This is a genomic window from Rahnella sp. WP5, assembly GCF_000745615.1.
GTDB lineage: Bacteria > Pseudomonadota > Gammaproteobacteria > Enterobacterales > Enterobacteriaceae > Rahnella > Rahnella aceris.
This window is the reverse complement of the sequence record NZ_JQJR01000005.1, coordinates 456,581-479,142: the sequence shown is the minus strand read 5'-3', so window position 1 is coordinate 479,142 and position 22,562 is coordinate 456,581. Positions and strand designations below refer to the sequence as shown.

At 53.3% G+C, this 22,562-nt stretch carries 24 protein-coding genes; 10 read left to right on the top strand and 14 right to left on the bottom strand.

The genetic code is table 11. The annotated features are described in order from the left end of the window. Positions 1–84: 84 nt before the first annotated feature. On the bottom strand, positions 85–504 hold the full coding sequence (locus EX31_RS02195) for a MarR family winged helix-turn-helix transcriptional regulator (protein WP_037033126.1): 420 nt from the start codon (positions 502–504) through the stop codon (positions 85–87). Positions 505–748: 244 nt separating this feature from the next. Between EX31_RS02195 and EX31_RS02190 the strand changes: the two genes are divergently transcribed. The 4 genes from EX31_RS02190 to msrA all read left to right on the top strand — a co-directional run bounded on the left by EX31_RS02190 (position 749) and on the right by msrA (position 5,696). Then, entirely contained in the window at positions 749–2,128 is a 1,380-nt protein-coding gene (locus EX31_RS02190; RefSeq protein WP_014416564.1) for a glycoside-pentoside-hexuronide (GPH):cation symporter, read from the top strand. After that, positions 2,125–4,164, top strand: a complete 2,040-nt coding sequence (locus EX31_RS02185; protein WP_037033125.1) for a glycoside hydrolase family 31 protein — start codon at positions 2,125–2,127, stop codon at positions 4,162–4,164. The genes EX31_RS02190 and EX31_RS02185 overlap by 4 nt, the downstream gene beginning before the upstream one ends. Before the next feature lie 278 nt (positions 4,165–4,442). Further along, positions 4,443–4,949 (top strand): peptide-methionine (R)-S-oxide reductase MsrB, encoded by a 507-nt coding sequence (gene msrB, locus EX31_RS02180; protein WP_037033124.1) that lies wholly within the window; start codon positions 4,443–4,445, stop codon positions 4,947–4,949. Positions 4,950–4,967: 18 nt separating this feature from the next. Further along, a complete protein-coding gene (msrA, locus tag EX31_RS02175; RefSeq protein ID WP_037033123.1) occupies positions 4,968–5,696 on the top strand; it encodes a peptide-methionine (S)-S-oxide reductase MsrA in 729 nt (242 codons plus the stop codon). Positions 5,697–5,789: 93 nt separating this feature from the next. Here msrA and EX31_RS02170 read toward each other — a convergent pair whose 3' ends face one another. The 3 genes from EX31_RS02170 to EX31_RS02160 all read right to left on the bottom strand — a co-directional run bounded on the left by EX31_RS02170 (position 5,790) and on the right by EX31_RS02160 (position 7,827). After that, the gene (locus tag EX31_RS02170) at positions 5,790–6,356 is read right to left on the bottom strand and encodes a YfaZ family outer membrane protein (protein WP_013577890.1); all 567 of its coding nucleotides are present in this window, start codon (positions 6,354–6,356) and stop codon (positions 5,790–5,792) included. 200 nt (positions 6,357–6,556) lie between these two features. Further along, on the bottom strand, positions 6,557–7,048 hold the full coding sequence (locus EX31_RS02165) for a FidL-like protein (RefSeq protein ID WP_014416560.1): 492 nt from the start codon (positions 7,046–7,048) through the stop codon (positions 6,557–6,559). Further along, positions 7,045–7,827 carry a winged helix-turn-helix domain-containing protein gene (locus EX31_RS02160; RefSeq protein WP_037033121.1) on the bottom strand — a complete coding sequence of 261 codons (783 nt, stop codon included), beginning with the start codon at positions 7,825–7,827 and terminating at the stop codon, positions 7,045–7,047. The genes EX31_RS02165 and EX31_RS02160 overlap by 4 nt, the downstream gene beginning before the upstream one ends. A gap of 275 nt (positions 7,828–8,102) precedes the next feature. Here EX31_RS02160 and EX31_RS02155 point away from each other — a divergent pair, with 275 nt between their 5' ends. Together EX31_RS02155 and EX31_RS02150 are read left to right on the top strand one after the other, a co-directional pair. Next, the gene (locus tag EX31_RS02155; RefSeq protein WP_037033120.1) at positions 8,103–9,233 is read left to right on the top strand and encodes an HD-GYP domain-containing protein; all 1,131 of its coding nucleotides are present in this window, start codon (positions 8,103–8,105) and stop codon (positions 9,231–9,233) included. Positions 9,234–9,302: 69 nt separating this feature from the next. Continuing rightward, positions 9,303–9,863 carry a YceI family protein gene (locus EX31_RS02150; protein WP_037033119.1) on the top strand — a complete coding sequence of 187 codons (561 nt, stop codon included), beginning with the start codon at positions 9,303–9,305 and terminating at the stop codon, positions 9,861–9,863. 197 nt (positions 9,864–10,060) lie between these two features. On the opposite strand, the gene EX31_RS02145 is transcribed toward EX31_RS02150, so the two are convergent. Together EX31_RS02145 and EX31_RS02140 are read right to left on the bottom strand one after the other, a co-directional pair. Beyond that, the gene (locus tag EX31_RS02145) at positions 10,061–11,092 is read right to left on the bottom strand and encodes a methionine synthase (protein WP_037033118.1); all 1,032 of its coding nucleotides are present in this window, start codon (positions 11,090–11,092) and stop codon (positions 10,061–10,063) included. A 31-nt stretch (positions 11,093–11,123) separates the two neighbouring features. Next, complete coding sequence (locus EX31_RS02140) at positions 11,124–12,107, bottom strand: DUF1852 domain-containing protein (RefSeq protein WP_037033117.1); 984 nt, start codon at positions 12,105–12,107, stop codon at positions 11,124–11,126. Between the two features lie 264 nt (positions 12,108–12,371). On the opposite strand from EX31_RS02140, the gene EX31_RS02135 reads away from it, so the two are divergent. Genes EX31_RS02135 through EX31_RS02125 form a run of 3 tightly spaced genes read left to right on the top strand, consistent with a single transcriptional unit; the run spans position 12,372 to position 13,799 of the window. Further along, positions 12,372–12,707 carry an antibiotic biosynthesis monooxygenase family protein gene (locus EX31_RS02135; protein ID WP_013577883.1) on the top strand — a complete coding sequence of 112 codons (336 nt, stop codon included), beginning with the start codon at positions 12,372–12,374 and terminating at the stop codon, positions 12,705–12,707. Then, the gene (locus tag EX31_RS02130; RefSeq protein WP_013577882.1) at positions 12,700–13,092 is read left to right on the top strand and encodes an amino acid-binding protein; all 393 of its coding nucleotides are present in this window, start codon (positions 12,700–12,702) and stop codon (positions 13,090–13,092) included. Before EX31_RS02135 ends, EX31_RS02130 begins: the two co-directional genes overlap by 8 nt. Beyond that, on the top strand, positions 13,089–13,799 hold the full coding sequence (locus tag EX31_RS02125; protein ID WP_037033244.1) for an ArsR/SmtB family transcription factor: 711 nt from the start codon (positions 13,089–13,091) through the stop codon (positions 13,797–13,799). Before EX31_RS02130 ends, EX31_RS02125 begins: the two co-directional genes overlap by 4 nt. 47 nt (positions 13,800–13,846) lie before the next feature. Here the strand turns inward: EX31_RS02125 and EX31_RS02120 are convergent, their stop codons facing one another. From EX31_RS02120 to EX31_RS02085, 8 genes are all read right to left on the bottom strand, one after another. Then, entirely contained in the window at positions 13,847–15,052 is a 1,206-nt protein-coding gene (locus tag EX31_RS02120; RefSeq protein WP_013577880.1) for an MFS transporter, read from the bottom strand. A gap of 195 nt (positions 15,053–15,247) precedes the next feature. Then, positions 15,248–16,486, bottom strand: coding sequence for an L-fucose:H+ symporter permease (gene fucP / locus EX31_RS02115; protein ID WP_013577879.1), 1,239 nt, complete (start codon positions 16,484–16,486; stop codon positions 15,248–15,250). A 112-nt stretch (positions 16,487–16,598) separates the two neighbouring features. Then, a complete protein-coding gene (locus EX31_RS02110; RefSeq protein WP_037033116.1) occupies positions 16,599–16,943 on the bottom strand; it encodes an L-rhamnose mutarotase in 345 nt (114 codons plus the stop codon). Further along, a complete protein-coding gene (locus tag EX31_RS02105) occupies positions 16,940–17,716 on the bottom strand; it encodes an L-fucose dehydrogenase (protein ID WP_037033115.1) in 777 nt (258 codons plus the stop codon). Before EX31_RS02105 ends, EX31_RS02110 begins: the two co-directional genes overlap by 4 nt. After that, positions 17,716–18,570, bottom strand: coding sequence for an amidohydrolase family protein (locus EX31_RS02100; protein ID WP_037033114.1), 855 nt, complete (start codon positions 18,568–18,570; stop codon positions 17,716–17,718). Before EX31_RS02100 ends, EX31_RS02105 begins: the two co-directional genes overlap by 1 nt. 34 nt (positions 18,571–18,604) lie before the next feature. Continuing rightward, the gene (locus tag EX31_RS02095; protein WP_037033113.1) at positions 18,605–19,882 is read right to left on the bottom strand and encodes an L-fuconate dehydratase; all 1,278 of its coding nucleotides are present in this window, start codon (positions 19,880–19,882) and stop codon (positions 18,605–18,607) included. Between the two features lie 26 nt (positions 19,883–19,908). Further along, positions 19,909–20,751, bottom strand: coding sequence for a fumarylacetoacetate hydrolase family protein (locus EX31_RS02090; protein WP_013577874.1), 843 nt, complete (start codon positions 20,749–20,751; stop codon positions 19,909–19,911). A 63-nt stretch (positions 20,752–20,814) separates the two neighbouring features. Then, positions 20,815–21,555 (bottom strand): SDR family oxidoreductase, encoded by a 741-nt coding sequence (locus EX31_RS02085; RefSeq protein ID WP_037033112.1) that lies wholly within the window; start codon positions 21,553–21,555, stop codon positions 20,815–20,817. A 222-nt stretch (positions 21,556–21,777) separates the two neighbouring features. Between EX31_RS02085 and EX31_RS02080 the strand changes: the two genes are divergently transcribed. Then, the gene (locus EX31_RS02080; protein ID WP_037033110.1) at positions 21,778–22,539 is read left to right on the top strand and encodes a FadR/GntR family transcriptional regulator; all 762 of its coding nucleotides are present in this window, start codon (positions 21,778–21,780) and stop codon (positions 22,537–22,539) included. Positions 22,540–22,562: the final 23 nt, after the last annotated feature.

Sequence of the window (22,562 nt, the reverse complement as noted above, 5' to 3'; positions counted from 1 at the left end):
AAGGCGCTGAATACCGATTAATGAATGGAATTATGGACCGAAGTGGGCCTTCACCTCATCAAGCCGCAAGGCTTTACGGCAAAGTTATACTGAATCCTCCGTCATAGACTTCAGCAGGCGGACTAAATGCTGTTGATCGTCTGGAGAAAGTCTTGCCAGAAATTCAGTATCTACCTCCTGACCGACGGGCTGGGTTTTCGCGAGAACCGTTTTCCCCTCCGCCGTCAGCGTAATAAAACGCCGGCGTTTATCTGCCGGATCGGCTTCACGGACCAGCAACCCGCGCGTTTCAAGGCGCGCCAGCATTTCCGCCAGTGTCGCTTTGCTGCTGACGGCGACATCCGTGAGCTGCACCTGCTCAATGCCGGGATTTTCAGCGACAGAGCGCAACACCGCATATTGCGGTTTGGTCAGTTCCGGGATGCACTGCTGCCATCTCGCGGTGTGTTGCTGGAACACCTTGCGCATTAAGTGAAAGGCTTCCTGTCTCAGTTCTGTGCTCATCGTCCGATCCCAAATTTCTTATTGGTCTGCCTCTATCTTAGCAATCTCTGAATATCAAATGCGACTGACCATTGCGGGGCTCCCCCTTTCCTCCCTCATGTTACCGGTATCACACAAATCAAAAATCATAAGAAATTTATAACATCTCGTAATTGTGACTCGCTTTTAACCATTCTATAACAAGTCCTCGGGCCACGGACGGACTGACTTTTTTGTGTTTAACCTACAAAAGGCAGGACGAAAAATGACTGCGAAGTTATCCGTAAAAGAAAAAGTGAGTTACGGTCTGGGGGATATGGCGAGCCATATTGGTCTGGATAATGTGATTATATTTTTGACGTTTTATTACACCGATGTTGTGGGATTACCGGCAGTCTTTGTCGGGACAATGTTTCTTGTTGCACGCGTCGCTGATGCGATTGTGGATCCGGCGATGGGGCTGATCGCTGACCGGACACAAACCCGGTTTGGTAAATTCCGGCCTTATATTCTCTGGCTGGCGTTACCTTTCGGGGCAAGCTGTTTACTGGTGTATGCGGTGCCGGAATCTCTGACGCTGGGCGGTAAAATGGTGTACGCCAGCGTCACCTATTGCGTGATGATGCTGATGTACACCGCCATTAACATTCCCTATTGCTCGATGGGCGCGATCATTACGCCGGATAATACCCAGCGTATTTCCCTGCAATCCTATCGGTTCTTCCTCGCTACGCTGGGCGGCGCGATGTCCACATTCCTGATGATGCCGCTGGCGGAAATGATGGGCGGTGGCAATAAACTCGACGGCTATTTTGGCGCGATGGCGATCATGGCGTCGATTGCCGTGGTGATGTTCCTGCTGTGTTTTCTCAATACGAAAGAACGTATCAGCGCGCCGCCGACACATGAGAATTTTCTCTCCGATTTACGTGACTTAGTGCGTAACGATCAGTGGCGCGTGGTGGCGGCGCTGATCTTCTTCAACATCTCCTTCGGCGTGGTGCGTCTCGGCGCAATGATGTATTACGTCACTTATTATCTCGGCAATGCCAGCTACTTTATGTGGCTGCTGGCGGCACACATTGTCGGCAAAAGTCTCGGCAGTCTGCTGGTTAAACCGCTGACCCGCAACCGCAGCAAACTCGCGGCCTTCACACTGTGCGCCATTCTGACCGGTGCGCTGAGCGCGGCGATTTTCTTCGTTCCGGCGTGGATTTCCCTGCTGGTGGGCATGACCTTGCTGGTCTCCACCTTCTATCAGGTCACCACCACGCTGATGTGGGTGATGATGTCTGATGTGGTGGATTACGGCGAATACAAACAGGGCAAACGCATGGATGGCACCGTGTTTTCCACCTTGCTGGCGATCCTCAAAATGGGGATGGCGGTGAGCGGGGCGGTGGTCGGCTGGACACTGGGCATGAGCGGTTACGTGCCGCATGCCGCACAGCAGAATACTGTCGCGATGCTGTCGATTATCGCGCTGTTCTCGCTGGTGCCGGGCGTGCTGTCAATGTTCAGCGCGCTGTCGATGCGCTGGTACAAGCTTAATGACGCCACCATGAAACAGATCAATCAGTCAAAAATTTCCCGGGAACATGAGCCTGAACCTCAGGCCACCTTGCATACACAGGAGTCCGCATGAGCGAATTAATCGCCGAAAAGAACCGTATCCTCTGGCATTTTGATCAGCAAACGCTGGTGATTGAACCCTGGGGCGAGAACAGCCTGCGCGTGCGCGCTACCTGCCGTCCTGAACTCAATGATTCGTTGTGGGCGCTGCTGCCCGCGGACACTCAGCCACAAGCAGACATCAGTCACAGCACAGAAACCCTGACGCTGCGCAACGGCAACATCACCGCGACGGTGAATATCAAAGGGCAACTGGCGTTTTATAACCTGCGTGGTGAACTGATCCTCGAAGAGTACTGGCGTCAGCGTTCGACTGTGGGCATTGGCGCAACGGAAAAGAGTCAGGATAAATACATCAGTGCACTGAAGATGGATGCCCGCGAATTTAAAGCCATTCCCGGTGGCAAGCATCAATTAACCGTGCGTTTTGAATCGCGTCCGGACGAGAAAATTTATGGTATGGGGCAGTACCAGCAGAGCTGTCTGGACCTGAAAGGCTGCACGCTGGAACTGGCGCAGCGTAACTCGCAGGCCAGCGTGCCGTTTATGCTTTCAAGCCTGGGTTACGGCATGTTGTGGAACAATCCGGCGATTGGCGAAGCGACATTCGGCAAAAACATTACCCGCTGGGAAGCGCAGGTCACGGAGCAGATGGATTACTGGATCACCGCCGGAGACACGCCCGCTGACATCCTGCATCAGTATGGCCGCGCGACCGGCACTGCGCCGCAAATGCCGGAATACGCGACCGGTTTCTGGCAGTGCAAACTGCGCTACCGTACGCAGCAGGAAGTGCTGGAGGTGGCGCGTGAATACAAGCGGCGCAATTTGCCGGTTTCGGTGATTGTCATCGACTTCTTCCACTGGCCGAATCAGGGCACCTGGTGTTTTGACCCCGTGGACTGGCCGGATCCGAAAGCCATGGTCGCGGAGCTTAAATCGCTGGGCATCGAAACTATGGTGTCGGTCTGGCCGACGGTAGACAGCCGCACCGACAATTATAAGGAAATGAAATCCAAAGGTTATCTGGTCAATACCGATCGCGGTGTGTCGGTGAATCTGGATTTTCTCGGCAACTGTACCTTCTTTGATGCCACACATCCCGGCGCGCGTCAGTTTGTCTGGGATAAGGTGAAGCAGAACTATTACGATCTGGGCATCCGCACCTTCTGGCTGGACGAAGCCGAGCCGGAATACCGCGCTTATGATTTTGATAACTATCGTTATCACCTCGGGCCGGTGCTGGAAGTGGGCAACATCTATCCGCAAAAATTCGCGCAAGGTTTTTACGACGGTTTACAGCAGGAAGGTGAGCACGAGATCGTGAATCTGGTGCGTTGCGCCTGGGCAGGCAGCCAGCGTTACGGCGTGCTGGCGTGGTCGGGCGACATCCATTCTTCCTTCCACGCACTGCGTAATCAGATTGCCGCCGGTCTGAATATGGGGCTGGCGGGCATTCCCTGGTGGACGACGGATATCGGCGGTTTCCAGGGGGGGAATGTGAATGATCCGGCGTTTCAGGAGTTGCTGATCCGCTGGTTCCAGTGGGGCGTATTCTGTCCGGTGATGCGTTTACATGGCTACCGCGAACCGCAAATCCAGCCGTCAGAACCGTGGCGTGACGGCATTGCGCAATGCAACAGCGGCGCACCCAATGAAGTCTGGAGTTACGGCGAAGAGAATTACCCGCTGATGAAAAGCGGGTTATTCCTGCGCGAAAAACTGCGCCCTTACATCAGCCGCGTGATGCAGGAAGCGCATGAAAATGGCGATCCGGCGATGCGCACCCTGTTCTATCAGTATCCGGGTCAGGCTGAAAGCTGGCAGGTGGAAGATCAGTACATGCTTGGCGCAGATATTCTGGTCGCGCCGGTGTTGTATGCCGGTCAGCGAGAGCGGGAAGTGTGGTTACCGGCGGGAGAAACGTGGGTGGCATTGAATGGCGAACGCTATGAAGGGGGGAGGGCGATCACGGTTGCTGCACCAATGAGTGAAATTCCTGTGTTTGTGCGGGAAGGGGCAGACCCGGCTGCACGGGCGATTTTGTAATCGGGTTGCAGATGGCCGCTGCAACATGGCGGCTGCTTAGAACAGAAGGGTGGCAGTTTCGGTTTCTCAATAGCTGTGATCGCTCAGCGGTTTCGGCGCAGCGCGTTAAGCGATCACCGCACGTGAGAAACCGAAACTTCCTCATTCCAGCCTTTACTCCAGCTCCTCAGTGCAACCGCAAATCCAGTTATCACAAAACCGTTAACTCTCCGCGAGGATTCCGTAATCCCTCCCCTTGTAATCTGATGCTATCGACAGCAACCGGATCGGTGGCAAAAATGATTAACAGACGTAATTTCCTGCTGGGCAGTGGCGCGGTATCTGCCGCGGCCATGATGGGGCTGGTCCCGTCACTGTTTTCCCGCAATGCCGGCGCGCAGGTAAAACCTGCGAAATTCGAAATCATGCTGACGGATGCTCAGTGGCATCAGCGCCTCAGCGATGACCAGTACCGTATTTTGCGCGAGGCAGGCACCGAACGTCCTTATTCCAGTCCGTTAAACAACGAACATCGTGCAGGCGAATTTGCCTGCGCAGGCTGCAACCTTGCTCTTTTCTCCTCAGCGACCAAATTCGACAGCCATACCGGCTGGCCGAGTTTCTGGCAACCTCTTGCCGATGCGGCGCAAACCAGCCGGGACACCTCGCTGGGTATGGTGCGCGATGAAGTGCATTGCCGCCGGTGTGGCGGCCATCTGGGACATGTGTTTGATGACGGTCCGCAGCCGACCGGTCTGCGTTATTGCATGAACGGGCTGGCGATGACGTTCACCCCTAAAGCTTAATCTGGCAGGAAATTGACTATGAAAATTGCATCGAAAAACCGGCGTAACTTTCGCCACTACAGCCTGATCGCCGGGCTGATGCTGGCGTCTGCGTTCGTGTTCGAAAATAATGCCTGGTCATGGGGCGGGGGCGCTGAACCGGCGGTCGTGATCCCGGCACCGGCAAAAGATGAGCCAGCAGGCACTGCACACAGCGAAACCGCGCTGTTTGCCGGTGGTTGTTTCTGGGGGATTCAGGGGGTGTTTCAGCATGTAAAAGGCGTGACCAGCGCGGTGTCCGGTTATGCTGGCGGTGTGGCGCAAACGGCCAGTTACGAGCAGGTCAGTACCGGCGAGACCGGTCATGCGGAATCGGTGAAAGTGACCTTCGACCCGACACAAGTAACGTATGGCGAACTGTTGCACATCTTCTTCTCGGTGGGGCATAACCCGACCGAGTTAAACCGTCAGGGGCCGGATACCGGCAGTCAGTACCGGTCGGCGGTCTTTCCTCTGAACGCTGCGCAGGCGGAAGTGGCGAACGCGTACATCGCCCAGCTTAATGCCAGCCACAGTTACAGCGAACCGCTGGTCACCAAAGTTGAAAGCAATGCGCACTTTTATCCGGCTGAGGTTTATCACCAAAACTTTTTAAACGATAACCCGGACTATCCGTATATTGTGGTGAACGATCTGCCGAAGATTAAAGATTTGAAGCAGTATTTCCCGGCGGAGTATCGTGAACAGCCGGTACTGGTGAAACAATAACGGATTTATTTTTTCAGCCCTGAAAAAATAACAGGAGAGTGCACATGCCGGGTCAATGCAATGTGCACTCTTTGCAGCACATTAAACGTTAAATCAGAAATCCATCTCTGCGCCTAAATACGCACCATCAATAATGCGTTCATTAGGATTTCCCGCAGTGCCGTCAAGGCCAACATAGCGGTAACCGGCTTTCACTTTTAATGGCGCGACCGGGATCCAGCTAAATCCGGCATCGGCTTCGGAATAAGATTTTACACGATTGCTTAATGCATCAGGTGCTGCATAACCCTCTGCATAAAATGCCAGACTGTCGGTGAAGGGGACGGTAATACCGCCGCCGACGGGAAATGCCACGCCTTCATTATCAGAAGTAGAACCCTGCATATAAAGCGCTTTCGCGCCCAGATTAATCATTGCCGGGCCCGCCGGAATATTAAAACCGGTGCTCACGCCACCAATCTGGCGGCCATTTTGAGTATTCTTCGCCCAGTTACCCTCGACATAAAGACCGGATGTCTGACGGCCCATACCGGCGTTCAGTTCAGTGAAATTTGTGCCCGCTTTTGCACCCAGTTCAACAGCCTGAGTCTGGCCAGAGAAAGCCATAAATACCGCAATTGCACTGCCAGCGACAGTCAGTTTGATTGTGTTAGTACGCATTTGTTTACCTATTTTTTAAGTGATCGGCTCTGAGCGGTCTTTGCCACTCTGCCGCCAGACGGATACCCCGTCAGTGAGTGGCTATAAAACACCCTTCCGGCCATTGCCATCAATTTATATGTCAGATTGCAACATAAATAGGTTTTTATTCTTCATTTTACTTTTATTGAAGACAAGTAACCTGAAAAATACGGGTGTGTTCAGTACGCGACACAAACAAATTGCGGGGAATAGGTACTGCTTACCACATACGCCTGGTCCCGTATCTTCTTAACACCAATGTTGAGTGAGGCATTATCGCCCGTGTTTTCCAGCCACATCTGGTCGAAATCAGTATCTGGCGTGTTATCCAAAGGTGACGGCGTCACTTTGTCAATGGTGAAATGATAGGTTTTATTATCCACTTTGACACCATGACTGAGATAGACGGTACGCTCAAGATAGGTACTGGCTTTGGCCGACTTTACATAGCCTTCGTACTGAATAATACCTTTGTCTTTATCGTAAAATTGCAGGCTTTCAACAATAGAAAAAACCAGTTGCCCCTGCTCAATATCCATATTCACTTTGCCGAAGGCTTTACATTTTAAGGTAGGAATATCTTTGGATGGCCATAAATAAAGAACGGTTGCTGCGATGACGCAAACAGTTGCGACGGTGGCATAGAACCACTTCTTTTTAATCATGATCATGGTTTGATCCACTTATAGTGATAGAAGTTATCACACGAAATAATCTCATTATTATTACCAAGAGTGCATAAGGACAGCAGTGTTCGGGCGTTGTTTTGAGATGAATAGGATAATTCACTGTTATAAATGAGCACGTTGGTTTTATTGCACGTCAGATTATTGGTTTTTAGTGTGTGACTGACCCGTTCCAGTACCGCAGTTTTGGCATCGTCCGAAATATCTTTAAGGAAAATAATATCGCAGCCGGTGTCGGGCTGTTTTATTTCGGTCATTCCGTTGGTGGCGTCGTCGTATTTCCACGCTCCGAAAGACAGGCTAACCAGAACCAGCAGGCAGAGCAGAATAAAAAGAGCACGCCGTGCAGGTTTAACCGGAGCAGAAACTGAATCGGGTGTTTGCATTCTGAGCGGAGGCGGGGAAGCCGGTGCCTGCCCGGCAGGCGGTGGCGCGTCAAGGCGTTGCACACTGACCGCCGGATTCAGTTTAAAACCGACTTTGGGGAGGGTAATAATGAGTTCGTGGCATTCAAACAGCGCCAGATTGCGGCGGACAATACTGACGTACTGGTTAAGATTATTGCCGGATGCATGCAGACCGTGCTTGTCCCAGACTGTTTCCAGCAGATATTCCCGCGTCAGATCACGCCCTTCAGATGAAAGAAATTCTTCCAGCAACCGTGCGGCCGGGAGTGTCAGTTTGATCACGTCCTGGCTGGCAGGATAGTGCAATGTACCATCGTCTGAGTTGAATTCTATTTCTTTATCAATGAGATACTTCATCTGATCCTGACAGTAATAAGTAAAGCCACATCAAACCCGTTCGGATTTACACACCGCTAAGATTAATATTATACAGTCTACATTCCGCGATCAGAATCTGTGAAAGGTATAGGTAAAAACTTCAGCCAGCATAGGGAAAAAAGCCAATTATTATATCTGTTAAAGATACCATTAAGGAATAAAAACCTATATATACACACTTTGGGCAATTAAATTGTCTGTCATCCTGAAATCCGGTTTCCTGCTCGCATTGTTGAATGAGTGGGAGTGGTTACGTGGACGTTACCTTTACGGATTTTCTTATCGGATTTTCTTCTGCGCTGGACTTGTTAAGCCCTGAAAACGGACATCGTGGTGTGCGGCGTGCTTATATCGTGATGAATATTGCCCGTCAGCGCCAGTTCAGTCTGTTGGCACAACAGCGGTTGTTCATTGCTGCACTTTTACGTGATATCAGCAGGGGGGCACATGCTCCGCACGATTGCGCCAGCCAACTTGCGGATATCCCGTTACTGGCCGACAGCGCGGGTCTGATCGTCGCAAGAGGCCGGCAGCATTCAGAAAACCGCCTGCTGGATCTGGCCGATAATCTGGATTTACTGGCATTGCATGAATTTCCACGCGGTCATTATCCGGTGCGCGCGGTCGAAACCCTGTGTGATTCCATCGGATCCCGTTATCTGCTCGACGACATGCTGGCGTTACGCGAGCTTGGACTGGAAAAGGAATTCTGGGCGGAATTCGCCTCCGCCACGCTTATCAGTACAGCCGCGTCCTTTTCACCCTTTGCTGACCGTGTGTTAAGTGACAAGGAAATGACGCAACTGTCTGCCCTGCTGGCTGTCGTCATTGACCTGCATTGCCGTTCAGCCGCACAACATTCTGTTGTGGTGGCAGGTATCGCCGCCAGGCTTGCGCAAATGTACGGGTTCTCTAAAAAAGGTGTCGCGCGGATCCGCGTCGCCGGTTTGCTGCATGATTTAGGTAAACTGGTTGTCCCCGCCGCCTTGCTCACCAAAGCGCAACCTCTGACGGATTTCGAACGCCGCCAGATCCATATACACCCGCAGTTCACCTGGAAAATTCTTTCGCGGATTGCCGGCATGCAGGACATCGCCCGGATGGCCAGCTTTCATCATGAACGGCCGGACGGCAAGGGATATCCCTTCCATCTGCGCGGTGCACAGCTCGATCTCGGGCCACGCATTATTTCGGTCGCCGACTGCTATGCCGCGCTGCGTGAAACCCGTTGTTACAAACCGGCATATTCGCCGGAAAAAAGCCTCATCATAATGCAGGAGACCGCAGCGCGCGGCGGGCTCGACCCTGAAGTGGTGGAAGCGCTCCGTTCGGATTTGATGGGGGCGGGGCAGGATATGCTCAGTGCATCACTGCTTTTGCCTTAATACTGATTTCAACCGAATAGAAACAACAGCTGAAACGTTTACTCAGAGTCAACCTCTGGAGAACCCCTCATGCTGCGAGCATTTTTATTTATTTTATCAATGAGTTATGCATCTTTGTCTTTCTCCGGCATCCCGGAGCATTATGTTATCAACGCAGATCGCACAACCATTACGTTGTCGTGGGTCATGCTCAGCACACATCCCTCGCAGGCGAATTTATCGCAGGTATCCGGCGATGCTTTTTTAGATCATCAGCAAAACATGCAGAATCATATAGATGTCAGAATTCCGGTTTCCTCGCTGGAGGCTTCGAATCTGCTGCTGACGCATCAGTTAAAGAGCAGTATGTTCTTTGATGAAAGCCGTTATCCCTGGGTTAAGTTCACCAGTCAAAAAGTCACGCAGTCGGGAAATGGGCAATTTAAGATTTTTGGCATGCTGACTATCAAAAATATCCAAAGACCGGTTGTGCTGGATGCTGTTATGAATGACGCCAGCGCGAAGTCCCTGATTCTGCACGCACACACGGCGATTTCCCGCTCTGCTTTCGCGATGGACAGTCTGCTGTCGTTGGTCGGTGACACGATTAACATCGATATTGATATTGCCGCGCAGCCTTATAAGGCATAACGCGGCGAAAGGGGAATTTACGCGCTTTATCGCAACAGTTTCGTCCGTGACAGGGGTAAAAAAGCGCACGGGCAAAACAACAAACAGGCGTAAAACGGGGCTGCTTACACCTCAGGCGGGTTTCCGGATAGTTGGCGATCGAAATGATCGCGCAACCCAGACAAAATTCTTTTTAAGTGATCGGCTATTTGGCGACGTTATTTAGCCAGCAGTTCTTTGCGGACAATTTCTGCGCCTGCACTTAATGCATCCAGCTTGCCTCTGGCGACGCTACGAGGTAAAGGAATCATGCCGCAGTTGGTGCAAGGATAGAGTTTATCGGCGTCTACAAACTGCAGCGCTTTACGCAGCGTCGCGGCGACTTCTTCCGGGGTTTCAATGGTATTGGTCGCCACGTCTATGGCACCCACCATCACCTTTTTACCGCGGATAAGCTCCATCAGTTCCATCGGAACATGCGAGTGATGACATTCCAGTGAAATGATATCGATATTAGATTTTTGCAGTTTGGGGAAAATCTCTTCGTATTGTCTCCACTCTGTGCCCAGCGTTTTTTTCCAGTCGGTATTGGCTTTGATGCCATAGCCGTAGCAAATGTGCACAGCCGTTTCACATTTCAGCCCTTCGATGGCTCTTTCTAACGTGGCAATGCCCCAGTCATTCACTTCATCAAAGAACACGTTAAAGGCCGGTTCGTCAAACTGGATGATATCGACGCCAGCAGCCTCTAATTCTTTGGCTTCTTCATTGAGAATTTTGGCAAATTCCCAGGCGAGTTTCTCGCGACTTTTATAGTGGTTGTCATAAAGCGTATCGATCATCGTCATCGGCCCCGGAAGAGCCCATTTGATCGGTTGTGTAGTTTGCTGGCGCAAAAACTTCGCATCTTCAACAAAAACGGCCTTTTTGCGACTCACCGGGCCAACAACTGTCGGCACACTCGCTTCATAGCGATTACGGATCTTAACCGTCTCACGTTTCTCGAAATCAACGCCCTCGAGATGCTCAATAAAGGTTGTGACAAAATGCTGACGCGTTTGCTCGCCGTCACTGACAATATCGATACCTGCCTGCTGTTGATCTTCCAGACACAAACGCAGGGCATCTTTTTTGCCGTCAATTAATTCCTGATCTTGCAATTTCCACGGGGACCAGAGCACCTCAGGTTGTGCCAGCCACGAAGGTTTAGGCAAACTGCCCGCAGTCGATGTCGGTAATAATTTTTTCATACACAGGTGACCTTATATTTTTTATGGTTAATCAGAGAGCGGAATGGGCAGACCATTGTTCAAGAACAGTTTGGTAAGGTTTGATGAAGCATTCTTCAGTAAACTTCCCCTGCTCAATAGCCAGATGGCTACGTTCTTCCCGGTCATAAACAATACGGGTTAAAGAATAATCCTGGTAATTCAGGCTGGGTTGATACTGTAATCCTGCCGCAGAATTAGCATTGTAAATCTCAGGGCGATAAATCTTCTGAAAAGTCTCCATCGTGCTGATGGTGCTGATAAGCTCAAGATTAGTGTAATCACTGAGCAAATCGCCAGAAAAATAAAATGCCAGAGGCGCAACGCTGTTTTCAGGCATAAAATACCGCGCCCGTAATCCCATTTTTGCGAAATATTCATCAGTCAGGGAGAGTTCATCCTGCTGATATTCAACGCCTAATACAGGGTGTTTATTTCCCGTGCGATAGTAAGTGTTTTTACTTGAAACACTCAGGCAGATAACCGGTGTTTTAGTAAAGTTATCTTTGTAAGTCTCTGATTTTAAAAATTGTTTGAATATATTCCCATGTAATTCGCCAAAATTATCCGGCAGGCTAAATTCAGGTTGATCCTTATTATGCTCTGGCAGTAAAACGCTAAAGTCATAATCACGCACATAGGAGGAAAAGTTATTTCCTAAAATGCCTGCAATGCGTTGGTGGGTTTTTTTATCAACGATAGTTGTTTTCAGTATTTCAATCACCGGGAAGCTGTCGGCCTTGCCTTCAGCATCAATATTCAACTGAGCAGTAATAATATCGAGTTCGACAGAATACCGGTCTTTATTAGGATTATCCCAGTTCGCCAGAGAATTGAAGCGATTATCGATCATCACTAAGGTGTTGCGCAGGTTTTCCTGGCGTTTTTCACCCCTTGCCAGATTGGCAAAATTGGTGGTAATACGCGTATTTTCCGAGGGGTTATAATTCTCGTCGAAACGGATGCTTTTAAGGGTAAATGTCAGTTTTTTATTCATTATAATCAGGTGTCCCGGCTGCTGAAAAATCTACGTTATTTCAGTCGTTTTCATATTTTTAAGAGTGAATCGCGATGACTCTTTTATGCCTGAGTCATTGAGTGAAAAAAAGTGATTTAAATTCACTGAACATGAGACAAATTCATGATCATGCCTCCCCGGATGCCGTTCCTGCCCGCAGGTAACAGACACACTTCGGTGTTGACCGAAGCATCTGATTTTTGCCGGTAATAAGCTGAACGAAATTCATGAGGGAGCAGAACGATGATCGCAGTACTTTTTGAGGCAGATGCAGTACCCGAAGCGCGTGAGCGGTACCTTGAACTGGCGGCAGAACTGAAACCATTGTTATCGGACACGCCGGGATTTATTTCCATTGAGAGATTCCAGAGCCTGACCACGCCCGGAAAAATCCTTTCATTATCATGGTGGGAAGACGAAGAGTCGGTGGCAGGGTGGAAACAGAATCTGATGCATCTGGCCGCGCAGAAAGAGGGTAAACAGTCGATTTTTTCATTCTACAGAATACGCGTTGCCCGTGTATTTCGTGACTATTCTTCCGACAAGTCTTCCGGTAAAGGAGCGCATCAGCATGTATGACATTCACGTGATCCTCGACCATTCACCCGGTTCGCTGGCCTCCCTTGGCCGTATTCTGGGCATGAACGGTGTGGGGCTGGAGGGCGGCGGCGTATTTTCCACGGCAGAAGCGGGGCATGCGCATTTCCTGATAGAAGACGGTGAAAAAGCCCGTCAGGTTCTGACTGATGCTGGCTTTGACGTGAGAAAGCTGTCACGCCCGCTGATAAGAAAACTACCTCAGAAACAGCCGGGCGAGCTGGGCGAAATCGCCCAGACGCTCGCCCGGAATGGCATTAACATTCTGGTACAGTACAGCGACCACGATAACCGGCTTATTCTGCTGACGGATGACGATATCCGCGCGGCTGAAGTCACTCAACAATGGGCGATACCTTCTGCATGAATTTTCTTCAAACCGAATACGACAGTGAGCCGGATGAGTCTCTTGAAAAATCCATGTCACTGGTGGCTTCAGCAATATCTGACCCATCAAGGGTCAGTATTTTGTGTGCCCTGATGGACGGACGCGCGTGGACCGCGACTGAACTCAGTGCGGTGGCGGGCATCGCCGCCTCCACAACCAGCGGTCATCTTACCCGGCTGCTCAGCAACGGGCTGGTGATTTGCCTGACGCAGGGGCGCCACCGGTATTACAGCCTGGCGGGCCACCATATCGCCGGATTGCTGGAAAACCTGATGGGGGTTTCCATGCATAACCACAAAACTTTTGCGTCGCGGACGCCGGTCGTTCTGCGTTATGCACGAACTTGTTATGACCATCTGGCCGGAGAGCTGGCGGTAAAAATCTACGATTTTCTGCTGCAGGAAAACTGGCTTGAAGCGGACGGTAACGCGCTGACTCCGGCCGGGAAAGCCCATTTTCAACGACTGGGCGCGGTGCTCAATCCGCGCCCGCGCCGCAAGGCTTGCTGCCCTTGCCTTGACTGGAGCGAAAGACGCTTCCATCTGGGAGGCGATGCAGGGCAGGCATTAATGACGCTTTTTCTGCAAAAAGCGTGGATATCCCGCACGCAGGGTTATCGTGAAGTGAGCGTCACCGACAGCGGCAGAATTGCCCTGAGCCGCCTGTTCGGTTTGAGTCTGGCCTGATCCCGCAGGCTATGTTTACGCTTGCTTCGCCCCGCGTGACCGACGACTTAGCTTGTCTCCATACAAGACTGTGTTGAAAGTAACGGGGCATAACGCCACCAGATCAGCAGCCCCGTCAGGGCGATAACGCTCAGAACACTGAACGCCGTAGCGAACGAGTAATGACCTGCAATCATACCCGTCAGGGCCGGGCTCATGGCCGCGCCGACGCCCTGCATCAGCATCACCACGCTTTGGCCCGCGTTGACATGACCGTTTCCGCGCAGCAGCACCACAATAAAGCTCGGCACTACCACGCCCAGTACGCCAGCCGCGAAACCATCAAGTATTTGCACCGGCACCATCATTAAAGGGGCGGCAGAACTCGCCGCCAGCGCTGCCCGGACGGGCATGATCAGCAGCGCCAGCATAATCAGCCGCCAGTAGCCGACTCTGTCGATGCGCGCGGCGGTCCAGATTGCTACCGGGATCATCACCATCTGAGAAATAATCACGGTTGCGGCAGCGTACAGTCCGGGATTGACGGAGCCGGGCGCTGCCGCGATTCTCATGCTGAGCATCGGCAACAGCGCCGCATTGGCCAGATGAAACAGCAACAGTGTCAGACCGGTGATCAGCAGCGGTTTATTTTGGGCCAGCACCGAGAAATCGGGGACCTGAGCGGATGCGCCGGACTCCAGCCCACGCGCGGCATCATCGTCTATATCGCTGCGGCGGATGCCCGTCAGTGCGATGAGCGTTAATAACATCGTGCAGGTCATGAGAATGAAAATACCGCCGATGCCCCAGTACCAGGCGATCCCTCCGGCAATCAGCGCGGTGATAAAATTCCCGGCATGGTTAAACGCCTCATTTTTACCCATCTGCGCGCTAAAGCCTTTTTGCCCGGTCAGACCCAGCGTGATCCCGGTGATCAGCGGACCGACAAAAGCAGCACATATTCCGCTCACGATCTGCGAAAACGCCACCACGGCATTTGCCTGACTGAGCCAGAGCAGCAGCGTCGTGCCGGTGATCAGCACGCACAGCAGCGCCAGAATCAGCCGCTTGTTTTTCGATGCATCAGTCATGAAGCCCGCAGGGAGCGTTGCCAGCAACCCTGCCACGCCGCCAGCGGTCATCAGCAAGCCGATATCATCGGGCTGCCAGTGGCGTTGTGTCAGAAAGATCCCCAGAAAGGGCCCAAGCCCGTCACGAACATCCGCAATAAAAAAACTGGTTAAACACAGTGCCTGCAATGAACGAATCGACATTTTTTTACCCTTCAGCGTTATTAACCAGCTTTATACGCGATGAAGTATAAACAGGATTTTTCTATCAGGGATGACAGGAATGTTAAAACTCATGACGCGGTTTGCAGGGTTGCAACCCCTCCCCGACACCTGAAGGGTATTAAGGAGGGGCTGTGATGAGGGGGAGCAGTCAGATTGTTTTGTATGACAACGTGCTCAGATCGCCGCTTTCGCCCGCTGTTTCACGGCATAAATCAGCACCACGGCGAAACATACCATCGGCAGGGCGTAAGAAACGGCGGTGTTGTAGTGGTCGGCAATCGCGCCCATCAGATACGGCATCACCGCGCCACCGACAATCGCCATGATCATCACCGAGCTGGCGCGTTTGGTTTGTTTGCCCATGTTCTTGACGCCCATCGCGAAAATGGTCGGGAACATGATCGACATAAAGAAGAAAATCGCCACCAGTGCAATCACCGAGACGTTATCAATACCGGCCACCACCACGCCGCACAGCACAATATTGATGATGGCGTAGACCACCAGCAGCGTGGCCGGGCGGACAAAGCCCATCAGCCAGGTGCTGAAGAAACGCCCGACCATAAAGCTGATCATGCCGACAGACAGCAGATACGACGCGTTCTGGTTCGACAGCGTGTGCCAGTGTTCGGTGGTGTAGTTAATGAAGAAGGCACCGACGCCAACCTGTGCCGCGACGTAGAAGAATTGTGCGATGACGCCGCCGGTGAAATGGCCGTGCTGCCACAATCCTTTCTCGATACCGTGATCTTCCGGAGCGCTTTGCTCGCGGATGTCCGGCAATTTTGTGCGTCCGAACAGGAAGGCAATCAGCAGCACTAACACGGCGATGGCGACGTAAGTGGTTTTCACCGAGGACAATCCGTCCGTCGTGGTGCCTTGTGTGGCGGAGAAGAACAGTGAACCACCGATAATCGGGCCGATGAACTGACCTAAACCGTTGAAGGACTGAGAAAGGTTCAGGCGGCGTTCGGCTCCGGCCGGATCGCCGAGAACGGTAGCGAACGGGTTAGCGGCGGTTTCGAGACAGCCCAGACCGAGGGCAATCACGAACAATGCGAACAGGAACATGCCGAAGCTGCCTGCGGAGGCAGCGGGCACGAACAACAGTGCGCCCAGGGCATACAGACACAGACCCACCAGGATCCCGGCTTTATAACCGAACCTGTCCATGAAGAAACCGGCGGGCAGGGCGATGATAAAATACGCCCCGAAATAGGCGGCCTGTAGCAGACCGGACTGGGCTTTATTGACGTGCAACACGTCCTGGAAATGCTTATTCAGGACATCCAGCAGCCCGTAGGATAAACCCCACAGGAAAAACAGCGTGGTGACCAGTATGAACGCCAGTCGGAAACCGGACGTCGTTTTGCGCTGCGCATAAGCGGGCGCGGCAGTTTTATCGGCGAGCATGTTGTATTCCTCAGTATCTGGTGACGCATGTAGGGGTTCAGCTCAGGTGGCTGATTTTTTATGTCAGATAACGTGAAAAACGGTTTCTCCCTCATAGCAGGGAGATGTATAGCTATTTCTGATCAGCCAGCGAAAAAATCCTCTCCATTTCCACCCACTTTTCACCGGCGGGCGTCCACGGCGTTGGGCGCTGATACTTCCACATCAGGGCTTCCCATTCGCAGACTTTCGGATCCTCCAGACTGCGGCGTTCGAACAGTCCGCTGTCAAAATCTTCCGTGGTTTCCATCACCATCATCAGGCGGTTGCCCAGCCGGTAAATTTCCATGTCTGCGATGCCATAGCGGCGCAGGTGCGCGGTAATTTCCGGCCAGATTTCGCGGTGATAACGCTGATATTCTTCGATAAGCACCGGATCGTCCGCCAGATCCAGCGCCTGACAATAGCGGCGTTTCATGTTAAGGCCCGGTCGAGATGCATATAACCGCCGTCCACGGTCAGCCACTGGCCGGTGGTGTGCGAGGCGCGGGAAGACAGCAGGAACACCACGGTGTTGGCGATTTCCTGCGGCGTGGTCATACGCTGTCCCAGCGGAATATGCGAAGTGATTTGTTGCAGCTTTTCTTCGGGATGGTCGAAGCTTTTGATCCAGCGTTCGTACAGCGGCGTCATGACTTCCGCCGGGATCACCGCGTTCACGCGGATACCGTCGCCGAGCAGCGCCGCTGCCCATTCGCGGGTCAGCGCCAGAATGCCGCCTTTGGCCGAAGCGTAACCGCTGGTGTTGCCTTGTCCGGTGAGTGCGGTTTTCGAGCTGATATTGACGATAGCTCCCCGGCTGGCGCGCAGGGCGTTCAGGCTCAGGTGCGCCATCAGGTAATAGTGGATCAGATTCTGCTCGAGCGACTGCACAAAGGCTTCGCGACCGGCATCCAGCCCGACGCTGTCGTTGGCACCGGCGTTATTCACCAGCCCGTCGATACTGCCGTAGCGGGTATGCACCTCATTCACCGCCGCCTTGCAACTGGCTTCGTCGCGCAGTTCAGTCAGTACAAAACTGGCCTGTGGCGAAAGCTGTTGCAGTTTATGCATCAGTTCATTGGCCGGTTCGGTATTGCTGATGATCACCGGAACCGCGCCTTCTTCCGCCAGCGTCAGCGAAATCGCCGCGCCGATACCGGAACCGCCGCCGGTGACCATCACCACTTTATTTTGCAGATGCAGATTCATCAGTCATTTCCTGTAATCGGTAAAGGCTGTAATCGGTAAATCGTGCAGGCATTGCCGCCATAAATGGCTGCCTGCTCGTCAGAACTGAGTGCGGCCGTGGCCTGTTCACATAAATCCCACGGATTTTCATCCCCGTCTGCCAGTAAACATACCGGCCAGTCGGAACCAAACATCAGGCGTCCGGCACCGAAAACGTCCAGTGCGGCCTCAAAATACGGCAACAGATCGCGGGCTGACATGCCTGCCGGACGCGGCTCGGTCAGCAACCCGGAGAGCTTGCAACTGACGTGTTTTAGCGCCGCCAGCGGTGCAATCTGCTGCTTCCAGTACGCTGCACCCCGGCTGAGATCCGGCTTGCCGAAGTGATCGAGCACCAGAAAATAGTCATCATGACGTTCGGCAAATTTTATGGCGTCAGTCAGATGGCGATGCGTCACCAGAATTTCATAGACATAGTCCTGCCGCTGAATCTGGCGAATACCGGCATTGATCGCCGGATCTTCCAGCCACTGCGCAGGTGAAGACTCGTCCTGAACCTGATGACGAAAGCCGCGCAGCAGCGGGTGCGAAATAGCCTCCAGATCCCGTTGCAGCGCGGGTGACGACAGATCCACCCAGCCGGTCACGGCATGCACAAAGTCGGTGTGCTCTGCGATCTCCAGCAGCCAGCGGGTTTCCTGCACAGAGGAACAGGCCTGAACCAGAACCGTGCCCTGAATATCGTGACGTTGTAACGCAGGCCGCAATATCTCCGGCAATAAATCCTGTTTCAGCACCGCCATGTCATCGCCTATCCAGCGGTAATCCTGCGGGATGTAGCGCCAGAAATGCTGGTGGCTGTCGATTCGCATCATCGGCGTTCTCCTTGCTGCTTTTCGATCATTAAGGTCAGGCGTGATGGCGGTATCTTTCGATCGACGCCTGATGCATCTCAATGGAGAATCCCGGTGCCTGCGGCGGCATATAGGCCGCGCCCCGGACGTCGCACGGATGCACAAAATGCTCGTGAAGATGGTCAACGTATTCGATGACGCGACCTTCGTGCGTACCTGCGATGCACAGATAATCAATCATCGACAGATGCTGCACGTATTCGCACAGGCCGACGCCGCCCGCGTGCGGACACACCGGCAGATTGTATTTGGCCGCCATCAGCATCACCGCCAGCACTTCGTTGACGCCGCCCATGCGGCAGGCATCAATCTGCACCACGTCGATGGCTTCGCGCATAATGAACTGCTTGAACATGATGCGGTTCTGGCACATTTCGCCGGTGGCGACTTTAACCGGTGCAACGCCCTGACGGATTTTGCGGTGGCCTTCGATGTCGTCCGGGCTGGTCGGTTCTTCGATAAACCAGGGGTTGGCAAAGGCGAGGGCGTTCACCCAGGGGATGGCGTCGTTGGTTTCCCATACCTGATTGGCGTCGATCATCAGTTTGCGGTCCGGGCCGATCACTTCGCGGGCGATGCGCACACGGCGGATGTCGTCTTCCAGGTCGCGCCCGACTTTTAGTTTCAGATAATCGAAACCGGCGTCGACCGCTTCCTGACATAAACGGCGAAGTTTATCGTCGGGATAGCCGAGCCAGCCCGCTGACGTGGTGTAGCACGGGTAGCCTTCCGCCAGCAGTTTCTCCGTGCGCCGGGGTTTGTTGTCGGCACGTTGCTGCAATAAGGCCAGCGCTTCCTGCGGCGTGATGCAGTCCGTGATGTAACGAAAATCGATGCAGCGCACCAGCTCTTCCGGCGACATATCGGCGACCAGTTTCCACAGCGGTTTACCGGCGGCTTTGCTCCATAAATCCCACACCGCGTTAACCACCGCGCCGGTCGCCAGGTGGATTGCGCCTTTGTCAGGACCAATCCAGCGCAACTGGCTGTCGCTGGTGAAATCGCGCCAGAACTGGCCCATATCGGCGGTAATGCCCGCCAGTTCGCGGCCCACGATCAGATGTTCCAGCGCTTTAATCGCCGCACAGCAGATTTCATTGCCGCGCCCGATGGTGAAGGTCAGGCCGTGGCCTTTCAGCGCCGGAGTGTCAGTGTCTAAAATCACATACGCAGCGGAATAATCCGGATCCGGGTTCATGGCATCCGAACCGTCCAGCGCCAGCGAGGTCGGGAAACGCACATCTTCAACACGTAAAGCGGTAATCGTTGTCATCGCAAAATTCCTTTAGCTGTAAAGGGTTATGCCTGCACTGTCTTCTGGCGCTGCTCACCCAAACCTTCAATCCCAAGCCGCATCACCTGACCGGCTTTCAGGTACACCGGCGGTTTTTGCCCCAGTCCGACGCCCGGCGGTGTGCCGGTAGAAATGATGTCACCGGGTTGCAGGCTCATGAAGCGGCTGAGATAACTGATGATTTCTGGGATCTGGAAAATCATGGTGCGCGTATTGCCGTTCTGCCAGCGCTTGCCGTCAACTTCCAGCCACAGATTCAACTGGTGCGGGTCAGGGATTTCATCCGCTGTCACCAGCCACGGACCGGTCGGGCCGAATGTGTCGCAGCCTTTACCTTTGTCCCAGGTGCCGCCGCGTTCAATCTGGAATTCGCGCTCAGAGACATCGTTGATCACGCAGTAACCGGCGACGTGCGACATCGCATCGGCTTCGCTGATATAGCGCCCGCCAGTGCCGATCACCACACCGAGTTCCACTTCCCAGTCGGTTTTGACAGAATCACGCGGGATCTCCACGTCGTCATTTGGCCCGACCATCGCGCTGGTCCATTTGCTGAAAACCACCGGTTCTTTCGGGATCTCCGCGCCAGTTTCGGCGGCGTGGTCGGCGTAATTGAGGCCGATACAGATAAATTTCCCCACTTTGCCGACACAGGCACCCAGACGTGGTTCACCGCCGACCAGTGGCAGCGTGTGCGGATCGAGCTGGCGCAGTTTATCCAGCGTTTCAGGTTGCAGAAATTCGCCGCTGATGTCGGCAATATGTGCGCTGAGATCCCGCAACGTGCCGTTGTCATCCAGCAGGCCGGGGCGCTCAGAACCTGCGTTGCCGTAACGTAATAATTTCATGGGTCAGTGTCCTTCTGTGAAAGTCAGATCGGTGAAAATCAAATGTTTAAAGCCGCTGGCGTGTCAGTTGCTCCAGCCGCCGTCAATAATTTGAACCGTGCCGGTGGTGTATGAACTGGCGTCGGAAGCCAGATACAGCGCAAGCTGGGCGATTTCTTCGGTTTTACCGATGCGCCCGATCGGCTGGCGGGAAACAAACGCCGCGTACACCTCGGCTTCGCTGCGGCCTTCGGCCTTTGCCTGTGCCGCGATGCGCTGGCGCAGGGACGGCGATTCCACCGTGCCCGGACAAATCGCGTTACAGCGAATGCCGCGGGTGACGTAATCCGCGGCAACAGAACGGGTCAGGCCAATCACGGCCGCTTTTGAAGCGCTGTAAGCAAAGCGGTTCGGCACACCTTTGATGCTGGAGGCGACGGAAGACATGTTGATCACTGAACCGTGGTTGCGCTCAAGCATGGCGGGCAGAAAAGCGCGGATCATGCGGAACATCGCGGTGACGTTAAGATCGAGCGCAAACTGCCATTCGCGTTCGGTGCAGGTCAGGATATCGCCGCTGTGCACCACGCCAGCGCAGTTGAACAGCACATCGAGCGCGCCGGTTTCTTCTGCCAGCGCAACAATCGCCTGCGGGTCGGTCACATCAAGCAGGCGCGGGGTGATGCCGGGAATATTGTGTAATGCGTCGATGTTGATGTCGGTGGCAATCACCTCTGCGCCTTCACGGGCAAACAGCGTGGCGGTGTTGAAACCGATGCCTTGTCCGGCGGCGGTGATCAGAACTTTTTTCCCGGCCAGGTTCATAACTATTCTCCCTAAAAGGTGCTTTAAAGGCCTAATGGTCAGGCCATTGGAGGTGAAAAAAACGCGTTAAACGCAGTGCTTTTTGTTAAGATGTTCGGCAAGCTTCTGCTTAAAACGCCATTTCGGTTAACCAATTTTTTACATGCATAAAACAAATCAGCAAGATTTTTGTCCGGAAAATGCTAGCTGAATCACTTAATGAGAATTGACCTCAGGTGTCCGATGCCGATAAAAAAATTAGAAAATCCCAGAATATACAGGCAGATAGCTGACCAGCTTAAAACGTTAATTGATAACAAAGAATTTCCGCCCGGCAGCCGTCTTCCGGCCGAGCGTGAACTGGCGAGTCAGCTACAGGTCAGCCGCGCGTCGGTGCGTGAGGCGCTGATTGCGCTGGAAGTGATCGGGCTGGTGGATGTGCGGGTGGGAAACGGCGTGATTGTCCGTCAGCAACCTGCCGTTCCGGCCACGCCTTCGCAGGAGCCGGTGATGTCGCAGGCAGGGCGTAATCAGTGGGCGGATGTGGATGATGAGCTGAATATTGCGCTGGATTTTACGGCTGAACTGCCGCCGTTTTCGCTGTTGCAAACCCGTCGTCTGATAGAGCCGGAAACCGCCGCACTGGCGGCAAGAAATGCCACTGACGCCGAACTTGCGGCGATCAGGCAGGCATATGAACAAAACTGTCGCGATAACCGCAATGGCTCGGCAACGCATCCCGGCGACCGGTTGTTCCATATCCGTATTGCGCAGGCCAGCGGAAATCCGGCTTATGCCTTCATCATCGCCCATCTGCTCGGCCACCGTTATGGCACCATGTTCCGCAGCCTGCAATTACACTACACGCCGCAGGACATGCCGCACCGTTCTGAGATTGAGCACCTCGAGATCCTCACAGCGCTGGAGGCCCGTGACAGTCGTGCAGCGAAGAAGGCAATGAAGGAACATCTGGATGCGGTGATTAAGATTTTCGGGCAAGGGTGACAACGTTCGCTGCATCTGACATC

What these genes read in the sequence shown, in the direction of transcription:
- EX31_RS02140 (WP_037033117.1), bottom strand. Translation starts at nt 12,107, where the DNA reads ATGAATAAAAAACTGACATTTACCCTTAAAAGCATCCGTTTCGACGAG.
- EX31_RS02185 (WP_037033125.1), top strand. Translation starts at nt 2,125, where the DNA reads ATGAGCGAATTAATCGCCGAAAAGAACCGTATCCTCTGGCATTTTGAT.
- EX31_RS02195 (WP_037033126.1), bottom strand. Translation starts at nt 504, where the DNA reads ATGAGCACAGAACTGAGACAGGAAGCCTTTCACTTAATGCGCAAGGTG.
- EX31_RS02120 (WP_013577880.1), bottom strand. Translation starts at nt 15,052, where the DNA reads ATGTCGATTCGTTCATTGCAGGCACTGTGTTTAACCAGTTTTTTTATT.
- EX31_RS02170 (WP_013577890.1), bottom strand. Translation starts at nt 6,356, where the DNA reads ATGCGTACTAACACAATCAAACTGACTGTCGCTGGCAGTGCAATTGCG.
- EX31_RS02110 (WP_037033116.1), bottom strand. Translation starts at nt 16,943, where the DNA reads ATGAAACGCCGCTATTGTCAGGCGCTGGATCTGGCGGACGATCCGGTG.
- EX31_RS02080 (WP_037033110.1), top strand. Translation starts at nt 21,778, where the DNA reads ATGCCGATAAAAAAATTAGAAAATCCCAGAATATACAGGCAGATAGCT.
- EX31_RS02085 (WP_037033112.1), bottom strand. Translation starts at nt 21,555, where the DNA reads ATGAACCTGGCCGGGAAAAAAGTTCTGATCACCGCCGCCGGACAAGGC.
- EX31_RS02145 (WP_037033118.1), bottom strand. Translation starts at nt 11,092, where the DNA reads ATGAAAAAATTATTACCGACATCGACTGCGGGCAGTTTGCCTAAACCT.
- EX31_RS02165 (WP_014416560.1), bottom strand. Translation starts at nt 7,048, where the DNA reads ATGATCATGATTAAAAAGAAGTGGTTCTATGCCACCGTCGCAACTGTT.
- EX31_RS02130 (WP_013577882.1), top strand. Translation starts at nt 12,700, where the DNA reads ATGTATGACATTCACGTGATCCTCGACCATTCACCCGGTTCGCTGGCC.
- EX31_RS02095 (WP_037033113.1), bottom strand. Translation starts at nt 19,882, where the DNA reads ATGACAACGATTACCGCTTTACGTGTTGAAGATGTGCGTTTCCCGACC.
- EX31_RS02135 (WP_013577883.1), top strand. Translation starts at nt 12,372, where the DNA reads ATGATCGCAGTACTTTTTGAGGCAGATGCAGTACCCGAAGCGCGTGAG.
- EX31_RS02150 (WP_037033119.1), top strand. Translation starts at nt 9,303, where the DNA reads ATGCTGCGAGCATTTTTATTTATTTTATCAATGAGTTATGCATCTTTG.
- msrA (WP_037033123.1), top strand. Translation starts at nt 4,968, where the DNA reads ATGAAAATTGCATCGAAAAACCGGCGTAACTTTCGCCACTACAGCCTG.
- EX31_RS02090 (WP_013577874.1), bottom strand. Translation starts at nt 20,751, where the DNA reads ATGAAATTATTACGTTACGGCAACGCAGGTTCTGAGCGCCCCGGCCTG.
- EX31_RS02100 (WP_037033114.1), bottom strand. Translation starts at nt 18,570, where the DNA reads ATGATGCGAATCGACAGCCACCAGCATTTCTGGCGCTACATCCCGCAG.
- EX31_RS02190 (WP_014416564.1), top strand. Translation starts at nt 749, where the DNA reads ATGACTGCGAAGTTATCCGTAAAAGAAAAAGTGAGTTACGGTCTGGGG.
- EX31_RS02160 (WP_037033121.1), bottom strand. Translation starts at nt 7,827, where the DNA reads ATGAAGTATCTCATTGATAAAGAAATAGAATTCAACTCAGACGATGGT.
- EX31_RS02105 (WP_037033115.1), bottom strand. Translation starts at nt 17,716, where the DNA reads ATGAATCTGCATCTGCAAAATAAAGTGGTGATGGTCACCGGCGGCGGT.
- EX31_RS02125 (WP_037033244.1), top strand. Translation starts at nt 13,089, where the DNA reads ATGAATTTTCTTCAAACCGAATACGACAGTGAGCCGGATGAGTCTCTT.
- fucP (WP_013577879.1), bottom strand. Translation starts at nt 16,486, where the DNA reads ATGCTCGCCGATAAAACTGCCGCGCCCGCTTATGCGCAGCGCAAAACG.
- msrB (WP_037033124.1), top strand. Translation starts at nt 4,443, where the DNA reads ATGATTAACAGACGTAATTTCCTGCTGGGCAGTGGCGCGGTATCTGCC.